We start from the raw sequence: 16,161 nt of genomic DNA on the forward strand, positions 1-16,161 counted from the left end.
GGCGCCCTGCCACGGGCATCGCCCCGAGTGGGGTACCAGCCAGGCGGATCGCAGCCCGGACCCGACGACTGAGCAAGAGATCCGGGCATCCGTTCCCGAGGCACGGCAAAACTCAACTTTCCTTACGAACCATGCGACATCTTTGCTGCCGGCATGTGTTCCCAAACCAAAGCACCGCCGTTATATTGAATAATTGTTCTGATGAGGAAACAAGCCATGCGCCTGGTGCGGTTTGAGCGGCCTTCGGAGTCGCAGCCGGACATCTACATCAACCCGGATTACGTGATCCGCGTCCGGGAATGGGGCAAGCCGGAAGACCCGCAGACGGCGATTTTCCTCGAAGGTGACGAGCCGCGCATCGTCGTGGTGGGCGAAATCGCCGAAGTAACCGCCAAGCTGGTGGGCGAATCCACCAAGTAATTCGCCCGTTTTTCTGCGATCCCCGCCGGGGATCGCTCCACGGGAACTGGCGCGGCTGTGGGCGGCGGCCTGGGCGCGGCCGGCGCCGCTACTCCGCCGCCTGCGCGGTTGCCGCCGCCGCTTCCGCCGCCTTCGCGTCCCGCATGGCCGCGGCGCGCTTTTCCACCAGTTCGACGATGTGCTCCACCATCTCCTCGGTCTTCACGGTATGGCTGGTCTTGCCCATGCCATAGACCATGTGCGTGCCCGCCCCGCCGCCGGTCAGGCCGATATCGGTCATCAGCGCCTCGCCCGGCCCATTCACCACGCAACCGATGATGGACAGGCTGATCGGCTGGTCGATATGCGCCAGCCGGTCCTCCAGCTTCTCCACCGTGCGGATCACGTCGAAGCCCTGCCGGGCGCAGGAAGGGCAGGAGATGACCTTCACGCCGCGGTGGCGGATATGCAGGGATTTCAGCAGGTCCCAGCCCACCGAAACCTCCTCCTCCGGCTCCGCCGACAGCGAGACCCGCAGCGTGTCGCCGATCCCGGCCCAGAGCAGCGAACCCAGCCCGATGGAGGATTTCACCGTGCCCGCCCGGCGCCCGCCGGCCTCAGTGATGCCGATATGCAGCGGGTGGTCGCAAGCCTCCGCCAGCTGCTGGTAGGCGGCGACCGCCAGGAAGACGTCGGACGCCTTCACGCTGATCTTGAACTCGTCGAAGCCTTCCTGCAGCAGATGGTCGGCGTGCCACAGCGCGCTTTCGACCAGCGCCTCCGGATTCGGCTCGCCGTATTTCTCCAGCAGGTGCTTCTCCAGGCTGCCGGCATTCACGCCGATGCGGATCGAGCAGCCATGGTCGCGGGCGGCCTTCACCACCTCCTTCACGCGTTCCTTGCTGCCGATATTGCCCGGGTTGATCCGCAGGCAGGCGGCGCCGGCCTGGGCGGCTTCGATGGCGCGGCGGTAGTGGAAATGCACATCCGCGACGATCGGGACATTCACCTCCCGCACGATCTCGGCCAGCGCGGCGGTCGCTTCCTCCGTCGGCACGGAGACGCGGACGATATCGACGCCCGCTAACTCCGATTTGCGGATCTGCGCGATGGTCGCGGCCGCGTCCTCGGTCGGCGTATTGGTCATGGTCTGCACGGTGATCGGGCTGTCGCCGCCCACCGGCACGCGGCCAACATGGATCAGCCGCGACTTGCGGCGAGTGATCTCCTGGTAGGGGCGGTAGGACATGGGGTTTCCCTGATCTCTGCCGAGAGCCGCGACATCTCGCCCTTCAGCATAGGGTGTCGGGGCGGAGTCTCACAGGGGGAGGGCTGCCGTCAGCGCCCCGGGCTGGCCGCGGCGGTGGGACCCTGCGGCCGCTGGCGCAGCCGGTCGGGCGCCAGCGGAATGTTGCGGCGGACGCCGACCTGGCCTTCCAGCACCTCCGACAGCACGCCATCCACCACGATTTCCAGCCCCTGCGCGCGGCCGACATCCAGCAGAAGATTGTCCCGCGCGGGCACCGCCCAGAATTCGCCGGGCCGAAGCACGCGGTTCACCAGCACCTGGCCCGAGCGCTGGTCGCGCACCTGCACCCAGGCGCCGTCGGGGCCATCCGTATTGGCACGCAGCGCGACGCGGGTGCCGTCCGGCAGGCCGGGGATCACGATCGGCGGCGGTGCGGCCGGCACCGGCGGCGCGGCGACGACCGGCGCCGGCGGCACCACGGGCGGCGGCGCGGTGGGTACCGGGTTGCTCGGCACGGTGGCGGCCTGGGCCGAGGTATTGGCGCTCGACCCACCCTGGCCTTGCCCACCCTGGCCTTGCCCACCTTGGCCCTGGGCAGCCAGCCCGCCAGGTGGCGGCAGCGCGCCCATGGGCAGCGCGCCGACCGCCGCCGTGGAAGGACGCGTGGCGTCGCCGCCGGGAAGCTGGCTGCGGCCCTGCTCGGCCGCGGCCTCCAGCCGTTGCGGCACCGGCGGCACCACATCCACAGTACGGTTGCCGCTGCCGGAAATATTGTACCAGGCGACATAGGCGCCGATCGCCAGCACCGCGCCCACCACCACCACGGCCCCGGCCGGCACGCCGCGTTCCGGCACCGGTTCCGGGAATACCAGATTGGTCTTGCGGTTCACCGCCGCGCCGGACAGGTCGCGGAAGCGCCGCACCATCTCATCCGCATCCAGGCCGAGCGCCACCGCATAGGCGCGCACGAAGCCCACCGCGTAGGCGGGGCCGGGCAGGTCGCGGACGCGGCCTTCCTCCAGCGCTTCCAGATAGGGGCGGCGGATGCGAAGCCGCTGCGCCATTTCCTCCACCGAAAGGCCGAGGGACAGGCGCGAGTCGCGCAGTTCCTCGCCCACGCGGGCCGTTTCGGCGCCGCCGGTCTCGATGTGTCGCTGGGTGCGTTTCAGGTCATAAGCCACGGTTGTGACACCTACCGCGCGGCCCCTTGGCCCGCAAACCGATTCCGGCCGGCGCCGCGCCGAATCTGCCGAAGCGCCGTGCTACCTGCGTCGCGCCGCCAGCGCCATGGCGGCCTGCGTGACGAGTTCCTGAACGATCTCGGCCACCGGTTGTTCCCGCGTCACCAGGCCCACGCTCTGCCCGGCCATCAGCGAGCCATTTTCCACATCGCCATCGATCACCGCGCGGCGCAGCGCGCCGGCCCAGAAATGCTCGATCTCGAGCTGCGCCGCGCCCTTCTCCACCTCGCCGGCCAGGAAGCGGCGGATGGTTTCCGCCTGGTGCTCCAGGAAGCGCTTGGTGCCCCCATTCTGCAGCGCGCGCACCGGGATCACCGGAAAGCGTTCATCGAGCTGGATGGTGGGCAGCGCATCGCGCGCGGCACCGCGGATGAACGCCTTCTTGAAGTTCGCATGCGCGATCGATTCGGTGGCGCAGACGAAGCGCGTGCCCAGCTGCGCGCCGGCCGCGCCCATCTCGAGGTAGGACAGGATCGCCTCGCCCCGGCCGATGCCGCCGGCGACGAACACCGGCACGTCGCGGATATGCGGCAGGATCTCCTGCGCCAGCACGGTCAGCGAGACCGGGCCGATATGCCCACCGGCCTCGCTGCCCTCGATCACCAGCGCATCGGCGCCGGAGCGCACCAGCTTCTTGGCCAACGCCAGCGCCGGGGCGAAGCACACCACCTTGGCGCCGCCATCCTTCGCCGCCTTGATGGCCGAACCGGGCGGGATGCCGCCAGCGAAGACGATGTGCCCGACCTTGTGCTCGATGCAGGTCTGCACGAGCTGTTCCAGCCGCGGGTGCATCGTGATCAGGTTCACGCCGAACGGCTTGTCCGTCAGCGCCTGGGTGGCCACGATCTCCTCCGCCAGCCGCGGCGGCTCCATCGCGCCGCAGGCGATCACGCCGAAGGCGCCGGCATTGGACAGGGCCGCCACCAGGTTGCGCTCGCTGACCCAGGACATCGCCCCGCCCATGATGGCGTAGCGGCTGCCGAAAAAGGCGGCGCCGCGCGCCATCAGCGCATCCACGGCGGCCAGGCACTCGGCCGGCGGGGCCTCGGCAACCGGGGTCTGGGTCAGCGCATCCATCCTCTCAGCCCTCGCCGCGGCGCGCGGGTTCCGGGCCGTCCAGCCCATAGGCGGTGTGCAGCGCGCGGACGGCCAGTTCGGTGTAGTCGGCGGCCACCAGCACGCTCACCTTGATCTCGCTGGTCGAGATCACCTGGATGTTGATGCCCTTCTCCGACAGCGTCTTGAACATGGTGGATGCGACGCCCGCATGGGTCCGCATGCCGATGCCGACGACGGAGATCTTCGCCACGTCCGGATCGGCGATCAGCGCCTCGAAGCCGATCTGCGCCTGCTGCTTTTCCAGCAGGTCGCGGGCGCGCGGCAGGTCGGACCGGCCGAGGGTGAAGGTCATGTCCGTGCTGCCATCGTCGCCGATGTTCTGCACGATCATGTCCACATTCACATTGGCGGCCGAGAGCGGGCCGAAGACGGAGGCGGCGATGCCGGGCCGGTCCGGCACGCGGCGGAGCGTCACCTTGGCTTCGTCCCGCGAATAGGCGATGCCGGACACGATGGGCTGTTCCACGATCTCATCCTCATCCACGACAAGCGAGCCTGGCTTGTCCTCGAAGCTCGACAGCACCTGCACCCGCACCCGCTGCTTCATGGCGAGTTCCACGGAACGGGTCTGCAACACCTTGGCCCCCACCGAGGCCAGTTCCAGCATTTCCTCGTAGGAAATCCTGTCCAGCTTGCGGGCGCGCGGCACGATGCGGGGGTCGGTGGTATAGACGCCATCCACGTCGGTGTAGATGTCGCAACGATCCGCCTTCACCGCCGCGGCGATCGCCACCGCCGAAAGGTCGGACCCGCCACGGCCCAGCGTGGTGATGCGGTTGTCAGGGCCGATGCCCTGGAAACCAGCGACAACCGGCACCTGGCCCATCTGCATCCGCTCGATCAGCAGCGCACCCTCGATGCTGTCCACGCGCGCCTTGCCGTGCGCGTTGTCGGTGCGGATCGGCACCTGCCAGCCCTGCCAGGACCGCGCATCCACGCCCACCGTCTGCAGCGCGATGGCCAGCAGCCCGATGGTCACCTGCTCACCGGTCGCCACCACCGTGTCGTATTCCCGCGCATCATGCAGCGGCGACAGTTCCTGGCACCATTTCACCAGTTGGTTGGTCACGCCGGACATGGCGGAGACCACCACGGCGACCTCGTTGCCAGCCTCCACCTCGCGCTTCACGCGGCTTGCCACGTTGCGGATACGGTCGAGGTCGGCGACGGAGGTGCCGCCGAACTTCATCACGATGCGGGCCATGCTCGGGTCCGGGGGGTGGGTCCAGGGGGTCGGGCGAGGCAACCCCTGTTGCGCCTCGCCGGGACGCGGACAGATAACGGGGGGACGGCCGGCGGGCAACCATGTCCCAGCCAAACGCGGGGCCCAGACGGAGGGAATGCAGCCATGAGTGGCACGACGCTGGAGGCCGAGCGGGCCAAGTTCGACGCGCTGGCTGGCCAATGGTGGGACCCGGACGGCCCGATGAAGCCGCTGCACCGGATGAACCCGCTGCGGACGGGCTGGATCGCGGACCGCCTCGGCGGGCGCGATCTTACCGGCAAGACCATCCTGGATGTCGGCTGCGGCGCCGGCCTGGCGTCGGAGGCCTTCGCCCGCATGGGCGCCACCGTCACTGGCCTGGACGCCGCGGGCGCCGCCCTGGCCGCCGCCCGCGCCCATGCGGCAGCCGGCGGCCTGGCGATTGACTACCTCCAGGGCGGGCCCGAGGATCTGCTGGCCGAGGGCGCCCGCTTCGACGCGGTGGTGGCGCTGGAGGTGATCGAGCATGTGGAGGACCGCGCCCAGTTCCTCGGCGCGCTGGCGGCATTGGCGAAACCCGGCGCGCCGATCTTCCTCTCCACCCTGAACCGCACCGCGCGGTCCTTCCTGTTCGCCAAGCTCGGCGCCGAATACCTGCTGCGGCTGCTGCCGATCGGCACGCATGACTGGCGCATGTTCGTGACGCCCGGCGAACTCGGCGCGGCGCTGCGCCCCACCGGCTACCGGATCACGGAACTCGCCGGCATGAGCATGTCGCCCGCCGGGCAGTGGCGGGCAACGCGGGATCTGGCGGTGAACTACCTGGCGATGGCGCGGCGCTGAAGCCCGGCCCGGGACCGTCCATCGGGCGCCCCTGGGCAAAACCTGCCGGTCAAGGGGCAGGTTATCCCCAAAGCCGGGGATTTCCCTGGGGATAAACCGTGGCATGTCCTGTGGAACCCCTGGCGCCAGCTTGCCGCGCTGCGATGTTCCTTTTGTGTTCGCGCAACGGTGTAAAATATCATCCGGCCCGCGAAGTGTATCCGCAGCGCCACAGAAGAAGTTTTCCACATTTCCGGGGGTAAAGCTGTGGAGAAAGCGGCGGGAAACTCCCGGGAAGATATCCGCCGAAAGTCGATTGACACCAAGAAGATGCAGGCTGGTCAAAGCGGATGGAAGACCATCCTGGCAGACTCAACGATGATATTTCGAAGTCTTAACGGCGACCTAGCCAGGGCGCGAATTCCCCGGCGAGCCATTCCGCCTGCGCCGGAGTCAGCTCCGCCGCGTGCCGGGCGGGTACCGCCTTGTTGCGGTAGGTGAAGGCGAATCGCTGCACCCACAGCCGCACCAGCCAGTTCGGGCAGGCTATCCCCAGATCGGCCTTGATCGCCTCCACCGCCTCCGCCATGCGGAAGGCGCAGATGGCATAGTCCAGCGCCAGGGTGCGCGGCAGCGCCGCCCAGATCGCCTGTTCGCGCAGGTAGCGGTGCACCCCGGCCACCGCATCCGCCAGCGTCACGAACTCCGCAAAGGCCTGCTCGCCGCGGCTGCGCGCCAGGCGGCCGGCATCCAGCAGGGACAGGCAGATGTCGCGCGGGTCGCGGTGGTTCACATGGGCGGAGACCAGCCCGCGCGCCGCCAGCGCGCGGTATTCCGCCACCCATTCCGGGCCGGGGCAGGCATGGGTCTTGACGATGCGGATGCGCCCTTCCGCCGCCGCTGCCAGGGCGCGCAGCGCCGCCGGGTCCAGCGCCTGGGCAAAGTTCACCTTGTGGCCGCCGGGCAGCAGGTGGCGCGGCAGCAGGGGCTGGCGGTGGCCGCCGAGGCGGGCCACGGCCTTGGCCAGTTCAAAGGCGAGCGTGCTGCCGGATTTCGGGATGCCGTAGCTGAAGACGAGCATCGCGCGCCCCCCGTACAGATGCCCGCCTCAGCCGTCGGCGCGCGGGACCCAGGGCAGGCGGGCGATGTCGATACCGTCCTCGGCCAGCGCCTCGGCCTCGGCTTCCGTGGCCTCGCCATAGATGCCGCGGACCTCGACCTCGCCATTGTGGATCTTGCGGGCCTCCTCGGCGAAGCCGTCGCCGACATAGTCGCAGGATTTCTCCACCTCGGCCCGCATGCGCTGCAGCATCGCCAGGAGCTGGGCCGGGATCGGCCCGGCCGCGACGCGCTGGGACATGCCCCCGCCATCGGGCGGCGAGCTGACCGGGGGTGTGGGGGCCGGCGCCTCGGCCGGCTTCTCCGCCGCCTCCTCCACCACCGGCGCCGGGGCGGCCTTCTTGCGGGATTTCCGTACAGCGGGCGCCATCAGCGCGCGGCTGACCTGGGTGCTGCCGCAATGCGGGCATTCCACCAAGCCGGCGGCTTCCAGCTTCTCGAAGCCGGCACTGTCCTGGAACCAGCCGTCAAATTCATGCGCTGCGCTGCAGCGAAGCTGATAATGGATCATGCCATCCCGCCCCCGGACAACCGGCCCCTGCTCAACCAGCCCGTGCTCAACCAGCCCGTAACGGCGCCCGCAGCTTGCCTCATCCGGCCAGGAGCGGGTCGAGCCCACCCTTGCGGTCCAGCGCCATCAGCTCGTCGCAGCCGCCAATATGCCGGTCATCGATGAAGATCTGCGGCATGGTGGTGCGGCCGCCGGAGCGCGCCTGCGCCTCCCGCCGTGCCTCGGAGCCATGCGGCGCGGGCTTCTCCTCAAAGGCTGCGCCCTTGCGCGTGAACAGCGCCACGGCGCGGGCGCAGTAGGGGCAGAAATCCTGGGTGTAGATCTCGATCTTGGCCATTCACCTGAAATCGGGCCGCGCGCGGCTCCGGTCAAGCCTCCCCTGGGGTCAAGCCCCCCTTGGGGTCAGCCTTCCGCCTGCAGCCGCGGGTCCGGCACGCGGGCGGCGGCCAGCACGTCCACCGCCGTGGCACCCGCCGCCAGCAATGCCCGGGCGCAGGCTTCCGCCGTGGCGCCGGAGGTCATCACATCATCCACCAGCAGCACCCGCAGCCCGGCCACGCGCCGCGCGCCGGCCGGGGTCAGGCGGAAGGCGTCCTGCAACAGGGCCGCGCGTTCCGCCGCGCCCCGATCGCCGAGCGGCGGGGTGGCGCGCGGACGGCGCAGCAGGTCCGGGATGCAGGGCAGGCCGGAGAGGGCGGCCAGCCGCCGGGCCAGCAGCGCCGCCTGATTGTAGCGCCGCGCCACCAGCCGCCGCCAATGCAGCGGCACCGGCACCAGCAGATCGGCGCGGCCCAGCAGCCCCGCCCCCGCGCGCGCCATCATCGCCGCCAGCGGCCCGGCGAGTTCCGGGCGGTCCGCATGCTTGAAGGGCAGCACCAGGCGCTGGGAGCCGGCATCGTAGCGCAGCGCGGCGCGGGCGGCGGCGAAGGCGGGCGGGCGGGCGAGACAGGCGGGGCACAACCCGCCCGGCCCGGCCTGGCCGGCATGGATGAAGGGCACGCCGCAGCGGGCGCAGAAGGGTGCCGTCACCCGCGTCAGCAGCCGGAAGCAGTCGCCGCATTGCGTGCCCTGGCGCTCCACCGGCGCCTCGCAGGTCAGGCAATGCGGCGGCAGCAGCGCATCCAGCGCGGCGCGGCCCAGCCGGTTGAGAAGGGTGCTACCAGGCGCCGAAGGGGGCATCGCCGTCGCGTTCCACCGCATGCACCAGGTCGATCTCCCAGGCCAGGTAGGCGCGCATCGCGTCCTCGACGCCGCTGTTGCGGTCATAGGGGCGCAGATAGGCATCGACGCATGCGTCGTCCGGCGGGTCGGTGCGGCCCGCTTCCAGCGGGAAGCCCGCCGCCTGCCAGGCCGCCGTGCCGCCATCCAGCACCGCCACCTCCGCCACGCCCAGCCCGCGCAGCTCCGCCGCCCCCAGCGCCGCCAGATCGGCCGAGGGCGCGGCGACCGCCACCGGCCGCCCAGCCGGCAGGCGCGGCAGCACGGCATCGAGGCGCGTCCGCACGCCCCAGATCGCGCCCGGGATATGCCCGGCCCGGAAGGCCAGCGAGCGCGCCAGATCCACCACCGCCACCGCGCCCGCCCGCACCGCATCCGGCGCCACGCGGGGGATGTCGGGGCGCAGCGCCTCCGGCAGGCGCGGGATGACGGCGCCGGTCTCCAGCGCGCCCTGCAGGCCATCCGTCAGGACGAAGACCTCCCACCCGCCCAATTGGCGCAGCCAGCCGGCGGTCATCGCGGCGCGGGTGCCGGTATCATCCACCAGCACGATCCGCGCGCCGCGTACCGCTACCCAGCCATCGGTCGCCTGCACCAGCTGCCCGCCCGGGGCGCTGAGCGAGCCCGGCAGGTGGCCGGCGGCGAATTCGGCCGGGTCGCGGACATCCAGCAGATAGGTGCTGCGCCCCCCTGGCCCCTGGGCCTCCGCCTGCATCGCGGCCAGCCCGGCGCGGTCCGTCCAGCGCACCCCTGCCCCCTCCGCGAAGCGCCGGGCGCGGGCCAGGGTCTCCGCGGCATCAGCCGGCGTGCCCTCGGCATAGCGTTCGGCGCGGCCGCGGTTGCAGGCGAAGCCGGCCAGTTCCCAGCCCATGGTGCCGTTGCGCAGCGCCACCACCCGGTTCGGCAGCCCGGCGCGGCGCAGGCTTTCCGCGCCGAGAATGGAGCGTGTGCGGCCGGCGCAGTTCACCACCACCGTGGTGCTGGGCCGCGCCAGCATGCCCGGCACCCGATAGGCCAGCTCCGCCCCCGGCACATTGGTGGCGCCGGGGATCGACATGGCGTGGAATTCCGCCATCGGCCGGCTGTCCACCACCAGCAGATCCTCCCCCGCCGCCTGCATCGCGGCGAGCTCCGCGGCATCGACGGAGGGCGTCTCGTAGTGGTGCTCCACCCATTCGCCGAAGGCCTTGGAGGGGACGTTCACGCCGGAGAACAGCTCAAATCCCGCCGCCTGCCAGGCCGGCGTCCCGCCCTCCAGCACCGCCACATCGGGCACGCCCAGGCTGTGCAGAACGGTGGCCAGACGATCGGCATGGCCCTCCCCGCCATCGGTGCAGACCACCCGCACATCGCGCCGCGGCAGCAGGCCCGGCGCGCGCAGCTCCGCCTGGGACAGCGGGCAGGGCACCGCCCAGAACAGATGGGAGGCGCCGAATTCGCCCTCCTCCCGCGCATCCAGGATGGCGAGTTCCCGTCCGTCCCGCAGCCAGGATTTGAGGGTGGCGGGGGCAATCCTTGCGGTCATCGGGGGCGTGTCCTCATTCGTTGCGGGCAGGCTAGACCGGCTTGTCGCCGGGGCGAAGCGGGCGCATCTGCGGGGGATGGATGCGATGCAGGTTTTCGACCGCAGGCTGGTGCGCCGCCGCCGCGACCGGGCGGCCGCCACGATGGACCAGGTGGCGCCGATCCTGGCGGATTGCGCGGATCGGCTGCTGGACCGGCTGGACGACACCACCCGCCGCTTCAGCCGCGCGCTGGAGATCGGCGGCCGCGGCGTGGTGGCGCCGATGCTGCGCGCGCGGGGCATTTCGTCGGTCATCTCCACCGACCTGTCGCCCGCCATGGCCGCGCGCGCCGGCGGCCTGGCAGTGGCGGCGGATGAGGAATTTCTGCCGTTTGCGCCCGAAAGCTTCGACCTGATCGTCGCCTCCCTGTCGCTGCACTGGGTGAACGACCTGCCGGGGGCACTTATTCAAATCCGGCGGGCGCTGGCGCCGGATGGGTTGTTCCTCGCCTCCCTCCCCGGCCTCGGCACCCTGCAGCCGTTGCGCCAGGCGCTGGCGGAGGCGGAGAGCACGCTGCGCGGCGGGCTCTCGCCACGCGTTTCCCCCTTCCCGGAGTTGCGCGACGCCGCAGGGCTGTTGCAACGCGCCGGCTTCGCTTTGCCGGTGGCGGATATGGAGGAAGTGGGCCTGGCCTACCGCACCCCCCTCGCCCTGCTGGCGGATCTGCGGGCCGCCGGGGAAGGCAATGCCGTTCTGGCGCGCGACCCGCGCACTCCGCCGCGCGCCCTGTTCCCGATGGCCGCCGCCGCGCTGCCGGCCGGTCCGCAGGGCATCGCGCCCGGCCTGCGCCTGCTGATGCTGACCGGCTGGGCGCCGCATGAAAGCCAGCAGAAACCCGCCCGCCCCGGCAGCGCCACGCATCGGCTGGCGGATGCGCTGGGCACGGTGGAACGCAAGGCGGGCGAGCGGCCGAATTAGGGCGCAGCCCCCTGCGGAGCGGCAAAGCTAAACGCTGCGGAGCAGCGAGGCTCAACCACGCAGCCCAGCTTCCCACCCGCCGCGCCTTGCAACACCGGGGACCGCAGCGCATCTTCACCGCCATATTTTTGGCATCAGATCCGGACGGTCAGCACATCATGGAGCAGCAGGGCGGCGAGAGCCGTCGCATCACCCTTCACGCCCCCGCGGATTTCGAGGGGATGCGTCGCGCCGGCCGGCTTGCGGCGGAGACCCTCGACATGATCACCCCGCATATCCAGCCGGGGATCTCGACGGAGGCGATCGACCGGCTGATCCACGACTACATCCTGGCCCATCACGCCATACCGGCGACGCTGGGCTATCGCGGCTACACCAAATCCTCCTGCACCTCGATCAACCATGTGGTCTGCCATGGCATCCCGGGGGATCGGGTGCTGGTGGATGGCGACATCGTGAATATCGACGTCACGGTCATCCTGGATGGCTGGCACGGCGATACCAGCCGCATGTATGTGGCCGGCACCGCCTCCACCAAGGCGCGGCTGCTGATGGATGTCACCTATGAATCCATGATGCGGGGCATCGGCGTCATCAAGCCGGGCGCCACGCTGGGCGATATCGGCCACGCCATCCAATCCTATGTGGAGCGCAACCGCTTCTCCGTGGTGCGGGATTTCTGCGGCCACGGCATCGGGCGGCGCTTCCACGAACCGCCCAACGTGCTGCATTTCGGCCGCCCGGGCGAGGGCCCCGTCCTGAAGCCCGGCATGTTCTTCACCGTGGAGCCGATGGTGAATGCCGGCCGGCCCGAGGTGAAGGTGCTGGATGATGGCTGGACCGCCGTGACCCGCGACCGCAGCCTCTCGGCGCAGTTCGAGCACATGGTCGGCGTGACGCAGGATGGCGTGGAGATCTTCACCATCTCGCCCACCGGCCTGCACAAGCCGCCCTTCGGCGCCTGAGGGGCACCCGACGCGCAAAGGTTGAACATCCCCCGGCTTCGTTGCACCCTCGGTGCAGAGCCAGGGGAGCCAACATGGCCCGCAAGCCGCAATTCTCGGAGGCCGGCGCCAGCTTCGGCGGGCTGTTCACGCCCGTCCTCGACGGCGCCGGGCCGGAGCCGCCGCCGCCCGGCCATCTCGGCCATCGCGCCCGCATGCGGACCCGGCTGCTGACCGCCGGGCCGGACAGCCTGCTGGACCACGAGATGCTGGAGATGCTGCTGTTCCAGGCACTGCCGCGCCGCGACACCAAGCCCATCGCCCGTGCCCTGCTCGCCCGCTTCGGCAGCTTTGCCAACGCCATCGCCGCCCCGGCGCGGGAATTGCAGCAGGTCGAGGGCATGGGGGAGGCCGGCACCGCGGCGCTGAAGACCGTGCACGGCGCGGCACTGCGGATGATGCGGGCGGAGGTCAAGGACCAGCCCGTGCTCAACAACTGGGACCGGCTGATCTCCTACCTGTCGGCCGCCCTCGCCCGCGAATCCATCGAGCAGTTCCGCCTGCTGTTCCTCGATTCCAAGAACCGCCTGATCGCGGACGAGGCGCAGGCCCGCGGCACCGTCAACCACACGCCGGTCTATCCGCGGGAAGTGGTGAAGCGCGCGCTGGAATTGCAGGCGACGGCGCTGATCCTGGTGCACAACCACCCCTCCGGCGATCCCACCCCCTCCCGCGCCGATATCGAGATGACGCAGGAGGTGAAGGCGGCGGCGGCCGTGCTCGGCATCGCGGTGCATGACCACCTGATCGTCGGCAATGGCCGGCACCTGTCCTTCCGGCGGGAGGGGCTGCTGTAGGTTGCCAAGCGCCACGAAGCAGGCGCAACCTTTCCCGCATCGTGGGACGGACGCAGATCCGCCCGAACGGAGGGAACGATGATGCACAAGCTGCTGCGCGCCTGCGCGCTGGGCCTGGGAAGCCTCGCGCTGCCGGCCAATGCCCCCGCCCAGGCCGAGGTCATCCGCTTCGAGACGCTGGAAAGCGCGCCGGCCTTCCAGGGCCGCAGCTTCGAGGGCACCGGCCCGTACCTTCGCATCACCGGCCGCGCCACCATCGCGGTGGACCCGGCGGACCCGCGCAATGCCGTGATCGCCGATATCGACCGCGCGCCCCGCAATGCCCAGGGGCGGGTGGAGGCGATGGCCGATGTGGTGCTGCTGCGCCCGGCGGACCCGGCCCGCGGCAATGGCACGCTGCTGGTGGATGTGCCGAATCGCGGCCGCAAGCTGGCGCCCCAGCTGTTCGACGATGCCGCGCAGCCCGGCGCCAACCGGGCGGAGCAGGATGCCGATGCCGGCATCGGCTTCCTGCACCGGCAGGGCTATTCCATGGCCTGGATCGGCTGGCAGGCGGACATCCCCTCCCGCCCCCTGCAGCTCGCCTTGCAGGCGCCGACGCTGACCGGCGTCACCGGCCCCTCCCGCGACGAATTCCTGTTCGACCACCTGCGCAACCCGGTGACCGCGACGCTGAGCTGGCCCATCGCGGACCCGGCCAGCCTGCGCGTGACGGTACGCGGCCACTGGTCCGAACCGCGGCAGACCCCCGAAGGCCTGGCGATCCGCGCCACCGGCGACCGCACGGTGGAGATCACCCGCCCCGCCAGCGGCTTCGATGCCGGCGCGCTGTACGAGGTGACCTACACCGCCCGCGACCCGATCGTGACCGGCCTCGGCTTCGCCGCCATGCGCGACGTCGCCGCCTTCCTGCGGCGGGAGGGCGGCCCGGAGAATCCGCTGGCGCATCAGGGCCGGCCCACCGTGCAGCGCGCCATCGGCTTCGGCGTCTCCCAATCCGGGCGCTTCCTGCGCGACTTCCTGTGGCTCGGCTTCAACGAGGATACCAGCGGCCGCATGGTGTTCGACGGGCTGATGCCGCATGTCGCCGGCGCGCGGCGCATGGCCACCAACTACCGCTTCGGCCATCCGGGCCGGAATGCCCGCCACCCGCAGGACCCCGCCTGGCAGGCCGACCTCGGCCCCTTCACCTATGCCACGATGCAGGACCCGATCACCGGCCGGCGCGACGGGCTGATGCTGCGCTGCCGGCTGAACGCCACCTGCCCGCGGGTGATGCAGACCGACAGCGAGCATGAATGGTGGGCCTCCCGGGCTTCGCTCCTCGTGACGGATTTCGAGGGCCACCACATCGAGCTGCCGCCGGATGTGCGCGCCTACATGATTGCCGGCACGCCGCATTACGCCGGCCCCGCCGAAACGGTGCGCCGCGCGCCCACCATGGCGCTGCCGGTGAACCCGATGGATGCCGGCCCGCCGATGCGCGCCCTGCTGGTGGCGATGCAGGACTGGCTGGCCGAGGGGGTGGAGCCGCCGGCCAGCCGCGTGCCGATGCGCGCCCATGGCACGCTGGTGGAGGCCGCGCAGGCGGTGCCGGTGAACATCCCCGGCCTGCCCTATGCCGGCCTCTTCACCGGCGCCGCCTTCTCCGACCAATCGGTCTTCCCGCCGAAGCTGATCGGCGAATACCCGGTCTTCGTGCCGCTGGCGGATGCGGATGGCATGTCCATCGCCGGCATCCGCATGCTGCCGCTGGCCGTGCCGCGCGCCAGCTACACCGGCTGGAACCCGCGCGCCGAAGGCCATGGCGCCGGCACGCTGTTCCCGCTGCAGGGCGCCGTCGCCCCCTTCGCCGCGACCCGTGCGGACCGCATGGCGGCGAACGACCCGCGCCCGTCGCTGGCCGAGCGCTACGCCGATGACGCGGCCTATGTCGAGGCGGTGCGCCAGGCGGCGGCGCGGATGGTGGCGGAGCGCCTGCTGCTGCGGGAGGATGCGGCGCGGGCCGCCGAACGGGCCGCTTCGGGGCGGCTGGCGCAACTCGGCCAATAGGCGAGCGACGCATGAAACGCGGCGCAGCGGGCGACGCCCCCTGCGACGTTGACCGGCGGGGGCGGAACTCGGCATGGTGTCGAAACATGCCCCGCCCCATCACGCTGATCCCCGCCCTGCTGCTCGGCCTGCTTCCCGCCCTCCTGACCGGCGGCGACGCCTTCGGCCAGGGCAAGCCGCCGCCGAGCAACGCGCCAGGCTTCCGCCAGGGCTTCCCACCGCTGCCGACCAGCAAGCCCCCGGCGCTGGCGCCGGGACCGCAGGCCGGCACAATCCCGGGCAAGCCGGGCGCCCCGCCCTCGGCTGGTACCGGGCGCATGCTGTCCTCCGGCACCGGCTTCGTCGTGGCGCCCGGCCGGGCGCTGACCAACGCGCATGTGGTGGAACGCTGCCGCGGGGTGCGGGTGCGGCTGGCCGATGGCACGGACGCCACCGCCCGCGTGCTGCGCGCCGACCGCCAGCGCGACCTGGCGCTGATCGAGGTGCCGCGCGAAGCCGGCCCGGCCCTGTCCTTCCGGCGCGAGATGAACATCCGCCGTGGCGAGGGCGTGGTGACCTACGGCTTTCCGCTCGCCGGCATGCTGTCCTCCGGCCCGACGCTGACCACCGGGGAGGTCTCGGCCCTGGCCGGGCTGGCCGATGACCAGCGGCAGTTCCAGATCTCCGCTCCGGTGCAGCCGGGCAATTCGGGCGGGCCGCTGCTCGACCTGTCGGGCAATGTCGTGGGGGTCATCGTCTCCAAGCTCAACGCCGCCCGCGTGGCGCAGCGCACCGGCGACATTCCGCAGAACGTGAATTTCGCGGTGAAGGGCAACGAGGCGGTGGATTTCCTGCGCGATGCGGGCGTCACCCCCAGCCTCGGCGATGGCCCGGCGCGCACGGCGGCGGAGGTGGGCGAGATTGCCCATCCCTCCACCCTGTTCATGCGCTGCATGGGGTAGAA

16 protein-coding genes are annotated in these 16,161 nt (G+C 71.1%); 7 read left to right on the top strand and 9 right to left on the bottom strand.

The window, feature by feature from the left end; translation table 11 throughout:
- The first annotated feature begins 216 nt into the window (after positions 1–216).
- Complete coding sequence (locus tag HB662_RS09300; RefSeq protein ID WP_168049473.1) at positions 217–420, top strand: hypothetical protein; 204 nt, start codon at positions 217–219, stop codon at positions 418–420.
- Positions 421–508: 88 nt separating this feature from the next.
- Here HB662_RS09300 and ispG read toward each other — a convergent pair whose 3' ends face one another.
- The 4 genes from ispG to HB662_RS09320 all read right to left on the bottom strand — a co-directional run bounded on the left by ispG (position 509) and on the right by HB662_RS09320 (position 5,212).
- Positions 509–1,648: a flavodoxin-dependent (E)-4-hydroxy-3-methylbut-2-enyl-diphosphate synthase gene (gene ispG, locus HB662_RS09305; RefSeq protein ID WP_168049474.1), complete on the bottom strand. Its 1,140-nt coding sequence runs from the start codon at positions 1,646–1,648 to the stop codon at positions 509–511.
- A gap of 89 nt (positions 1,649–1,737) precedes the next feature.
- A complete protein-coding gene (locus HB662_RS09310; RefSeq protein WP_168049475.1) occupies positions 1,738–2,829 on the bottom strand; it encodes a RodZ domain-containing protein in 1,092 nt (363 codons plus the stop codon).
- Between the two features lie 81 nt (positions 2,830–2,910).
- Positions 2,911–3,966 carry an NAD(P)H-dependent flavin oxidoreductase gene (locus HB662_RS09315; protein ID WP_168049476.1) on the bottom strand — a complete coding sequence of 352 codons (1,056 nt, stop codon included), beginning with the start codon at positions 3,964–3,966 and terminating at the stop codon, positions 2,911–2,913.
- A gap of 4 nt (positions 3,967–3,970) precedes the next feature.
- Entirely contained in the window at positions 3,971–5,212 is a 1,242-nt protein-coding gene (locus HB662_RS09320) for an aspartate kinase (RefSeq protein ID WP_168049477.1), read from the bottom strand.
- A 144-nt stretch (positions 5,213–5,356) separates the two neighbouring features.
- On the opposite strand from HB662_RS09320, the gene ubiG reads away from it, so the two are divergent.
- Positions 5,357–6,055, top strand: a complete 699-nt coding sequence (gene ubiG, locus HB662_RS09325) for a bifunctional 2-polyprenyl-6-hydroxyphenol methylase/3-demethylubiquinol 3-O-methyltransferase UbiG (RefSeq protein WP_168049478.1) — start codon at positions 5,357–5,359, stop codon at positions 6,053–6,055.
- Positions 6,056–6,428: 373 nt separating this feature from the next.
- Here the strand turns inward: ubiG and HB662_RS09330 are convergent, their stop codons facing one another.
- The 5 genes from HB662_RS09330 to HB662_RS29670 form a co-directional block, all read right to left on the bottom strand.
- On the bottom strand, positions 6,429–7,115 hold the full coding sequence (locus tag HB662_RS09330; RefSeq protein WP_168049479.1) for a hypothetical protein: 687 nt from the start codon (positions 7,113–7,115) through the stop codon (positions 6,429–6,431).
- A 27-nt stretch (positions 7,116–7,142) separates the two neighbouring features.
- On the bottom strand, positions 7,143–7,664 hold the full coding sequence (locus HB662_RS09335) for a DUF1178 family protein (protein WP_168049480.1): 522 nt from the start codon (positions 7,662–7,664) through the stop codon (positions 7,143–7,145).
- Between the two features lie 79 nt (positions 7,665–7,743).
- Complete coding sequence (grxC, locus tag HB662_RS09340) at positions 7,744–8,001, bottom strand: glutaredoxin 3 (RefSeq protein ID WP_168049481.1); 258 nt, start codon at positions 7,999–8,001, stop codon at positions 7,744–7,746.
- A 65-nt stretch (positions 8,002–8,066) separates the two neighbouring features.
- The gene (locus tag HB662_RS09345; protein ID WP_168049482.1) at positions 8,067–8,843 is read right to left on the bottom strand and encodes a double zinc ribbon domain-containing protein; all 777 of its coding nucleotides are present in this window, start codon (positions 8,841–8,843) and stop codon (positions 8,067–8,069) included.
- Positions 8,821–10,407 carry a rhodanese-like domain-containing protein gene (locus HB662_RS29670; RefSeq protein ID WP_168049483.1) on the bottom strand — a complete coding sequence of 529 codons (1,587 nt, stop codon included), beginning with the start codon at positions 10,405–10,407 and terminating at the stop codon, positions 8,821–8,823. The genes HB662_RS09345 and HB662_RS29670 overlap by 23 nt, the downstream gene beginning before the upstream one ends.
- A gap of 85 nt (positions 10,408–10,492) precedes the next feature.
- Between HB662_RS29670 and HB662_RS09355 the strand changes: the two genes are divergently transcribed.
- The 5 genes from HB662_RS09355 to HB662_RS09375 all read left to right on the top strand — a co-directional run bounded on the left by HB662_RS09355 (position 10,493) and on the right by HB662_RS09375 (position 16,159).
- Complete coding sequence (locus HB662_RS09355; RefSeq protein WP_408871625.1) at positions 10,493–11,365, top strand: methyltransferase domain-containing protein; 873 nt, start codon at positions 10,493–10,495, stop codon at positions 11,363–11,365.
- Positions 11,366–11,523: 158 nt separating this feature from the next.
- The gene (gene map, locus HB662_RS09360; RefSeq protein WP_168049484.1) at positions 11,524–12,330 is read left to right on the top strand and encodes a type I methionyl aminopeptidase; all 807 of its coding nucleotides are present in this window, start codon (positions 11,524–11,526) and stop codon (positions 12,328–12,330) included.
- Between the two features lie 74 nt (positions 12,331–12,404).
- The gene (gene radC, locus HB662_RS09365) at positions 12,405–13,166 is read left to right on the top strand and encodes a RadC family protein (RefSeq protein WP_168049485.1); all 762 of its coding nucleotides are present in this window, start codon (positions 12,405–12,407) and stop codon (positions 13,164–13,166) included.
- A gap of 78 nt (positions 13,167–13,244) precedes the next feature.
- Positions 13,245–15,218, top strand: a complete 1,974-nt coding sequence (locus tag HB662_RS09370; protein ID WP_209443206.1) for an alpha/beta hydrolase domain-containing protein — start codon at positions 13,245–13,247, stop codon at positions 15,216–15,218.
- An 86-nt stretch (positions 15,219–15,304) separates the two neighbouring features.
- The gene (locus HB662_RS09375; RefSeq protein WP_245185549.1) at positions 15,305–16,159 is read left to right on the top strand and encodes a S1C family serine protease; all 855 of its coding nucleotides are present in this window, start codon (positions 15,305–15,307) and stop codon (positions 16,157–16,159) included.
- The last annotated feature ends 2 nt before the right edge of the window (positions 16,160–16,161 follow it).

Origin of the sequence: Falsiroseomonas frigidaquae (assembly GCF_012163145.1) — a bacterium.
GTDB classification, from domain to species: domain Bacteria; phylum Pseudomonadota; class Alphaproteobacteria; order Acetobacterales; family Acetobacteraceae; genus Falsiroseomonas; species Falsiroseomonas frigidaquae.